Origin of the sequence: Opacimonas viscosa (genome assembly GCF_024199005.1) — a bacterium.
GTDB classification, from domain to species: Bacteria; Pseudomonadota; Gammaproteobacteria; order Enterobacterales; family Alteromonadaceae; genus Opacimonas; species Opacimonas viscosa.
In genome coordinates this window covers 21,946-29,228 of record NZ_JANATA010000026.1, presented here as the reverse complement: position 1 = coordinate 29,228, position 7,283 = coordinate 21,946, and the positions used below count along the sequence as shown (strand labels likewise).

The 7,283-nt window shown below is 42.1% G+C and carries 4 protein-coding genes; all 4 read left to right on the top strand.

Going from position 1 to position 7,283, the window contains the following annotated elements; translation table 11 throughout:
- Nucleotides 1–204: 204 nt before the first annotated feature.
- Nucleotides 205–1,728, top strand: coding sequence for a glycerol-3-phosphate dehydrogenase (gene glpD, locus NLF92_RS11835; protein ID WP_254102218.1), 1,524 nt, complete (start codon nt 205–207; stop codon nt 1,726–1,728).
- A 132-nt stretch (nt 1,729–1,860) separates the two neighbouring features.
- The gene (locus tag NLF92_RS11830; protein ID WP_254102216.1) at nt 1,861–2,793 is read left to right on the top strand and encodes a universal stress protein; all 933 of its coding nucleotides are present in this window, start codon (nt 1,861–1,863) and stop codon (nt 2,791–2,793) included.
- Nucleotides 2,794–2,868: 75 nt separating this feature from the next.
- On the top strand, nt 2,869–5,622 hold the full coding sequence (locus NLF92_RS11825; protein WP_254102214.1) for a UvrD-helicase domain-containing protein: 2,754 nt from the start codon (nt 2,869–2,871) through the stop codon (nt 5,620–5,622).
- A gap of 66 nt (nt 5,623–5,688) precedes the next feature.
- On the top strand, nt 5,689–7,236 hold the full coding sequence (locus NLF92_RS11820) for an AbgT family transporter (protein ID WP_254102212.1): 1,548 nt from the start codon (nt 5,689–5,691) through the stop codon (nt 7,234–7,236).
- Nucleotides 7,237–7,283: the final 47 nt, after the last annotated feature.

Here is a 7,283-nt window from a genome sequence, read left to right as displayed (position 1 = left end):
CCTATTCCCTATTCCCTATTCCCTATTCCCTATTCCCTATTCCCTATTCCCTATTTTTAAACAAATTACGATTTGGAATTTTCTATGCAACAACAAAATGTTCACTTTTAATCTTTTTTGTTCGTTTGTGTTGCTTATTGTTTTTTTGTGATCTATATTTAGACTTAATTACGGCGTGAAGTAAAAAAACGAACAGGAAAAATAATGAAGTTGGATTATGATGTATTTGTGATCGGTGGTGGTATTAATGGAGTTGGGGTTGCTGCTGACGCTGCTACACGTGGCTTGCACGTTGCCCTATGCGAACAAAATGACTTAGCTTCTGCTACATCATCGAATAGCAGCAAACTCATACACGGTGGCTTGCGTTATTTAGAACACTATGAATTTCGTTTAGTCCGTGAGGCTTTAGCTGAGCGAGAGGTATTACTAGCAAATGCACCACATATCATGTGGCCTTTGCGTTTTGCCCTACCCCACCAAAAACACTTACGCCCACAGTGGATGATTCGCATCGGTATGTTTTTATACGACAATCTCGCCAAGCGTGTGAGTTTGCCAGCCTCAAAAAAAGTACACACAACAGATACTTCACCGTTAATAGAGAGTATTAAAACCTGTTTTGAATATTCAGATGGATGGGTTGACGATGCGCGTCTAGTCACGTTAAATGCCATGCAAGCTCATGCCCATAATGCCACAATCATGACGCAGACAGAGTGTGTCAAAGCAGAGAATAAAGGTAACTACTGGGCGGTTACGGTACTTGATAAATTGCACAACGTAGAACGCACATTGACCACCAAATCGCTAGTTAATGCTTCAGGGCCTTGGGTGGAAAGCTTATTTACCAAAGCATTCTCAACGCCATCACCAAAAAAAATTCGCCTGGTCAAAGGCAGCCATATCGTTGTTCCCAAAATTCATAGTGAAAATAAAGCCTACATTTTACAAAATGCTGATAATCGAATTGTATTTGTTTTGCCCTATGAAGATGACTTTTCATTAGTAGGTACGACCGATGTGGACTACCAAGGCAACCCCAAAGATGTCGTAATTGATGCTGAAGAAACTCAATATATTATTGATATTGCCAATGCGTATTTTAAACAACAAATTTGTGCCGAAGATATTGTACATACTTTTTCTGGGGTAAGACCACTGATTGATGATGGTGCTGACGCAGCAGCCGAAGCGACCCGTGATTACACGTTTGACATGTCACACAGCCCGACGCAGGCCCCTTTATTGTCTATCTTTGGCGGTAAAATCACCACTTATCGCAAACTCGCAGAAGCAGCGGTTGATGCGCTAAAACCTGTCTTTCCTCAGATGGGAAGTTGTCAAACAAAGACACTGAGATTACCTGGCGGTGATTTTTCTAGCCAAGTAAGCTTGATCGATACTTGGCAAAAAAAATACGCATTTCTCACCTTTCAGCAAGTACAGCGTTTTGCCCGTCAATATGGTGTCTTGGCGAATCAATTTTTAGACCAGTGCCACACTAGCGAAGATTTAGGCCAAGATTTTGGTGCCGGATTGACCCAAGCAGAGGTCGATTATTTAGTGCAATATGAGTTCGTCACCGATGTTGAAGATATCTTATGGCGTAGAACCAAGCTAGGGCTTCATCAAAATGAAATCGATATGAAGAGGCTAATAGCCTATCTGGCGAGTAAAATTTCGCGTAATACTGCTAGGCAAAGTGATTTAAGTAGTGTTGCGTGAAAAGGGGGTAGCTGACTGACTAATGCAGTTGATCTAAATCAAATCAGATACTGAAATTCAAAAATATAATTTCTATTCGAACGGGGCAAACTATACTTTAGTTAGGTTTAATGTTTACTCATGGAGTCTGTTATGAACCATGCCACTTCGGTTGCTAGCGAGAAGAGTGCTGTCCCCAAACTTTTAGTCACTGTGAACACAGAACATGCTGAGCATGTTGCCTTGAACAAGGCACATAATCTAGCTCAGCAATTCGGTTCTGATATTCATATGGTGACTTCTGTTTATGATCCAGTCACACAATACGCAGATTTTTTATCCGTAGACGATTACACACAAATCAAAAATAATATACTGCAGACCCAAGAAGAGAAACTGGCACCTTTAACACAACACATTAAGGACAGTGGAATTTCTGCTGTGGCACATATTCGGTATACCCAGAACATTGCGTTAGCCATTGAAACACTGTGTGATTCGGTAGACCCCACCTTTGTTATTAAGCGCAAAAGTGAAGATATTAATCTGATCAATCCTTTTGCTACTGCCATTGACCGAGAATGTATCAGAACAACGACACGACCTTTGTGGTTAGTGGATGATATTGAGCGAGATTATCACAAAATCATTATCGCAATTGATCCAACAGTGAACGACGACGAACACCTTTTGTTAAATCAACGTATTGTTGCCATTGGAAAATTACTGACCCAACTATTACCAGCGACAGTCGAATACTTACATGTATATGAACCGCCAGTCCAATCGGTGGGTTTTGAGTTGGTTGCCCTAAACACCACTACGCTAGTTGAAACTGTCGATGCGAAACACCAAAAAGATATGCTAGATTTTGCAAAAATGTACGATTTAGATCCCGTTCATTGTCATGTGAAGATGAATCAAATCGAATATGGTATTGCGGATTTTTGTGATGAAAATGCCGCTGATTTATTAGTAATGGGGACAGCGGGCCGTTCAGGTCTAAGCGCTTTTTTCATCGGTAACACTGCAGAAGAAGTATTAAGTAAAGTACATTGCGAAGTGATTTGTGTGCCTGCCGAATAAATTCTAATCAACAGATCAGTAGACAAAATCAACTCATGGCTTATTATTCTTATATGATTTAACCATGTATATTTTATGTCTTCTGAGCCTATTCTTTTCGACGAGCAACAAAGTGCATTAACTGCCATTAGTTCTGGGAAGCATTTCGTAAATGCTCCACCCGGTGCTGGAAAAACCGCCATTCTGACAGCACGATTAGCCGATGCATGCGCTCGATATGCTGATGATAAAGAGATAATTTGCCTGACATTTACTACTCGCGCAGCTACTGAAATGCAAGACAGAGCGGCGAGTGTATTGGGCAAAAGGCAACCTTTCATTGGCAATTTTCATGCTTTTTGTATGGAGGTGATCAGAAATAGTCGTTTGCCTTATCACACTCGTGCAGCCAGTATTTTACCTGATGAATATAAACATCAAATGCTCAACATGGCAAAGACACATATTGCACTTAAGCCTCAAACCACAACATATCCAGACATACTGAGTCATTTCCTGCAACAAAGTGCACTGCAGACTGAGTTGCAACTGCAACAAAGTGCGTACTCTCCTCCGAGTCTCAAAAGTGCATTATATAATTTATATATTCCTTTCAAACTCATTGAGTTAGGACTTGAAGATGAGTTTTCTGAACTTATCGCAGGTTATTGTAAAACACATTTAATAGGTGCGGTCGTTACCGTACAGATGCAAAGTGGCCTAGGCTCACTTGAACCAGAAACGGCACTCGCTTACTTATGGCTTTGGTTTAAAACCTTTGTCAAAGTAAAAAAACAGTCACGTTGTTTAGATTTTGATGATGTTTTATGTATTGGATTACAAGAATTATTGCGCCATCCACAACCTCGTGCATTTATCCAAATCGATGAAGTCCAAGATCTCAACCCAGTGCAGTGGGCTATTTTGCGGTGTTTACAAACACCCACTACACATATCTTTGCGGTGGGTGACAGCGAACAGTCTATTTATCGTTTTTTAGGTGCTGACTTAGCCTTGTTGCGCAGTGAAGTGGCCGAATATACCCATCATTCTTTGGCTCAAAATTACCGCTCACACCCAGCTATCCTAAGCATTTTAAACCAATATAGACATGAGCATTGGCAGTTACGACCGATTGCAGCACAATCAGATATTGCAGAAACACATCCGACGTTGTTATTGCAGTTCAATGATGCGGTACAAGAGCGTGAGCGTCTGTGTAAAGCTGTCGCTAAAATCATTGCTGAGCCTGAAAGAAATGTAGGTTTGTTGGTACCCACTAACGCTTTGTGTAATACCTATGCAGAAACTTTACTCGACAACGATATCTCATTTTTCCAAGTCAGTCAGTCTGATTTGCTACAAAAAGCAGTGTTACAAGACTGGTTCAGCTGGTTAAAGGTGCTGGATGGGAATGCGGCACGGATGGATTGGTGGAGCATTATTTTCCGTTTATCACGACATACTGGTGGTAACAAAATGCAACTCGCCGATGTCATTGCATTTACCAACAAAATCCAACGCATCGGTCTACCTCTTGAGCAGGTCCTCTATCAAACTCAGACCTCCACGCTATTTAACTATCCACTTAAACACTTATGCAGTGAATTTGCGGATGAGGGGGTCGTTATTTTTGATACCGAAACCACCGGCCTGGATTTTTTCCAAGAAAAAATCATTCAACTCGCAGCAGTAAGAGTCATTAATGGAGAAGTTGTCGCTGAGTTTGATCGTTATGTCGATGTAGGGATGGATGCTGATTCTCGACTACATGAAGCGTTTTTAAAAAGCCAAGCCATTCATCATATTACAGAAGACCAAGTCGCCAATGGGGATTCGTTGAGTGAGGTATTACAGGACTTTTTTGCGTTTATTGGGACATCTCCTTTGGTGGCGCATAATATGCACTTTGACAAAATGATGTTACGCACCAACATCCAAGCACTGCCCCAAGATCCTGAACTCTTAGCTGCATACCACCGAGTCACCCAGCAATACCAATTTGATACTTTGGTACTTTCTCGTATGATGTACCCGAAGGAAGATTCACACCGCTTAGAAAGCCTGTTAGATAGTTTTGGTTTGGCCGGCGTCAATAGTCATAACGCCCTGGATGATGTCAAAGCTACAGCTTCATTATTGACCAAAATTGTCGCAGATTTACCACCACGCTTACAACAGGTTGATGCGGTGTTGGATGAATACGCTACACTCATAAACCCGGTAAACCACCATCTAAAAACCCTATTACCCTTGTTTTACGAGTCTACTTTGCAGCACTTCTCGGTAAGTTTAGTTGATGTGCTGCGGACATGGTTAGAATATACACTTGCCCAATCAAGCTGGTATGACGCGAAAACGGCACAAATAACGCGCTTAGAAATAGAGCGTAAATTGATCCCCTGGTTAGACCGACAAGGCTATTTTGGGGACTTCCCGACATTGGTAAATACCCAGCTTTGGTTCAACAAATCTGACCCAGCAGTCATTCAACAACTGCGCAAGATTGACACCTTGTTCATGCTCAAAGAAATTGACCTGATCGATCCAGAACAAGACAAAGTCGTTATCAGTACCGTGCATCGTGCCAAGGGTTTAGAATTTGATACAGTATTACTGCCCAGTGCTACTGAAAATGCCTATCCAGGTTGGATCCCCAAAGACACACCGGATGTGGAAGTCCAAGCCCGACGTGCAGAAAGTAAGCGCTTGTTATATGTGGCTTTGAGTCGCCCTAAGCGCAAATTAATTATTTCTTATCACTGTTGGGATGGCAGGTATTCGAAACAGCTTTCGCCTTTTATCCAAGGCTCACAAGGTTTGTTCAGCTATACACAAAATGCAAAATAAATTAAGCTAACCACTGATACATGCCGCAAGGTATAAAAATATAATAATAATGAGGTTGGGGTTCTTATGGAACAAACAAACACTGCACATAAATCACTCACAATGCGAGCGCTTGATAAGGTTGAGGTCGTTGGTAATAAATTACCCGATCCAGCTATCATTTTCTTTATCTGTTTAGTCGTGGTCTGGGTCTTATCCGCGATTTTCTCGCAGATGACATTTACTACGCTAGACCCGCGTACCGAAGAAGCTGTTGTGGTAAACAATTTACTGACGGGTGCTTCTTTGGCTGACTTTTTAAGTCGTATGGTCACTATCTTTACCGGCTTTGCTCCTTTGGGGGTAGTGCTTGTGGCGATGCTCGGTGTGGGTGTTGCTGAACACTCTGGCTTTATCAGTGCAGGCCTAAAACGCATGCTGGATTCGACACCACGTACCTTACTTACTCCGATGGTGGTATTGGTTGCGATCGTCTCACATACTGCAACTGATGCAGGCTATGTACTCGTCATCCCACTAGCCGGTGTGATTTTCTATGCGATGGGACGTCACCCATTAGCGGGTATAGCAGCTGCTTTTGCTGGCGTGAGTGGTGGCTTTTGTGCAAACTTCATCCCCTCTGCAATTGACCCTTTACTACAAAGTTTTACCCAAGAAGCTGCGCAAATTATTGATCCAACCATTCAAGTAAACCCTTTAAACAACTGGTTCTTTAACTCAGCATCATCACTGGTCATTATTAGTTTGGCTTGGTATTTGACCGATAAAGTTATCGAGCCACGCCTCAAAGAGGTAGCCGTGGATGGTGACCCAAATGAGATCCCTAAATTTGAAGATCTTAACCCAGTCCAAACCAAAGCATTGCGCTATGCGAGCTTAACGATGCTAGCCGGGATTGTGGGATTAATTGCTATTTTATATCCTGAAACATCACCTCTAAGAGATGCGAATGGCGAATTAACGACATTTGCAGCACCAGTAATGCAATCGATCGTCCCGATCATCTTTTTGCTATTTTTGATCCCAGGGGTGGTATACGGTTATATGTCAGGCACCTATTCATCAACCAAAGATATGATAGATAGCATGACGAAAGCCATGCAAGGGATGAGTTACTACATTGTGATGGCTTTTTTCTGTGCCTTGTTCATTGATGCCTTTGGCAAATCCAATCTTGGGGCATTATTGGCGATTAATGGTGCTGAGTTCTTACAAGGATTATCTTTACCTGCTAGCGTGACTATTGTGGGTATTATATTTCTGACGGCATTTGTGAATCTGTTCGTCGGTTCATCGTCCGCAAAATGGGCATTACTAGGACCGATTTTTGTCCCTATGCTGATGCAGTTAGGGATCTCACCGGATTTAACTCAGGCAGCATATCGCCTTGGTGATTCGTCGTCGAATATCATCACGCCGTTATTGCCGTACTTCCCGCTCGTTGTGATTTACTGTCAGCGCTACGTAAAATCAACAGGGATAGGTACCTTATTATCATTAATGCTGCCGTATAGTATTACCTTTTTGATTGTCTGGACGGCATTCTTATTAATTTATTGGACAGTGGGCTTACCCTTAGGTGTCGGGGCGTCTTATGTATATCCAGCGGGTTAAACCGCTGGTGAGACAGTTTATAAGGTAACAAGATAATGAGTAATGTA

Excerpts from the sequence above, each read along its gene's own strand:
- glpD (WP_254102218.1), top strand. The coding sequence starts at position 205 with ATGAAGTTGGATTATGATGTATTTGTGATCGGTGGTGGTATTAATGGA.
- NLF92_RS11830 (WP_254102216.1), top strand. The coding sequence starts at position 1,861 with ATGAACCATGCCACTTCGGTTGCTAGCGAGAAGAGTGCTGTCCCCAAA.
- NLF92_RS11825 (WP_254102214.1), top strand. The coding sequence starts at position 2,869 with ATGTCTTCTGAGCCTATTCTTTTCGACGAGCAACAAAGTGCATTAACT.
- NLF92_RS11820 (WP_254102212.1), top strand. The coding sequence starts at position 5,689 with ATGGAACAAACAAACACTGCACATAAATCACTCACAATGCGAGCGCTT.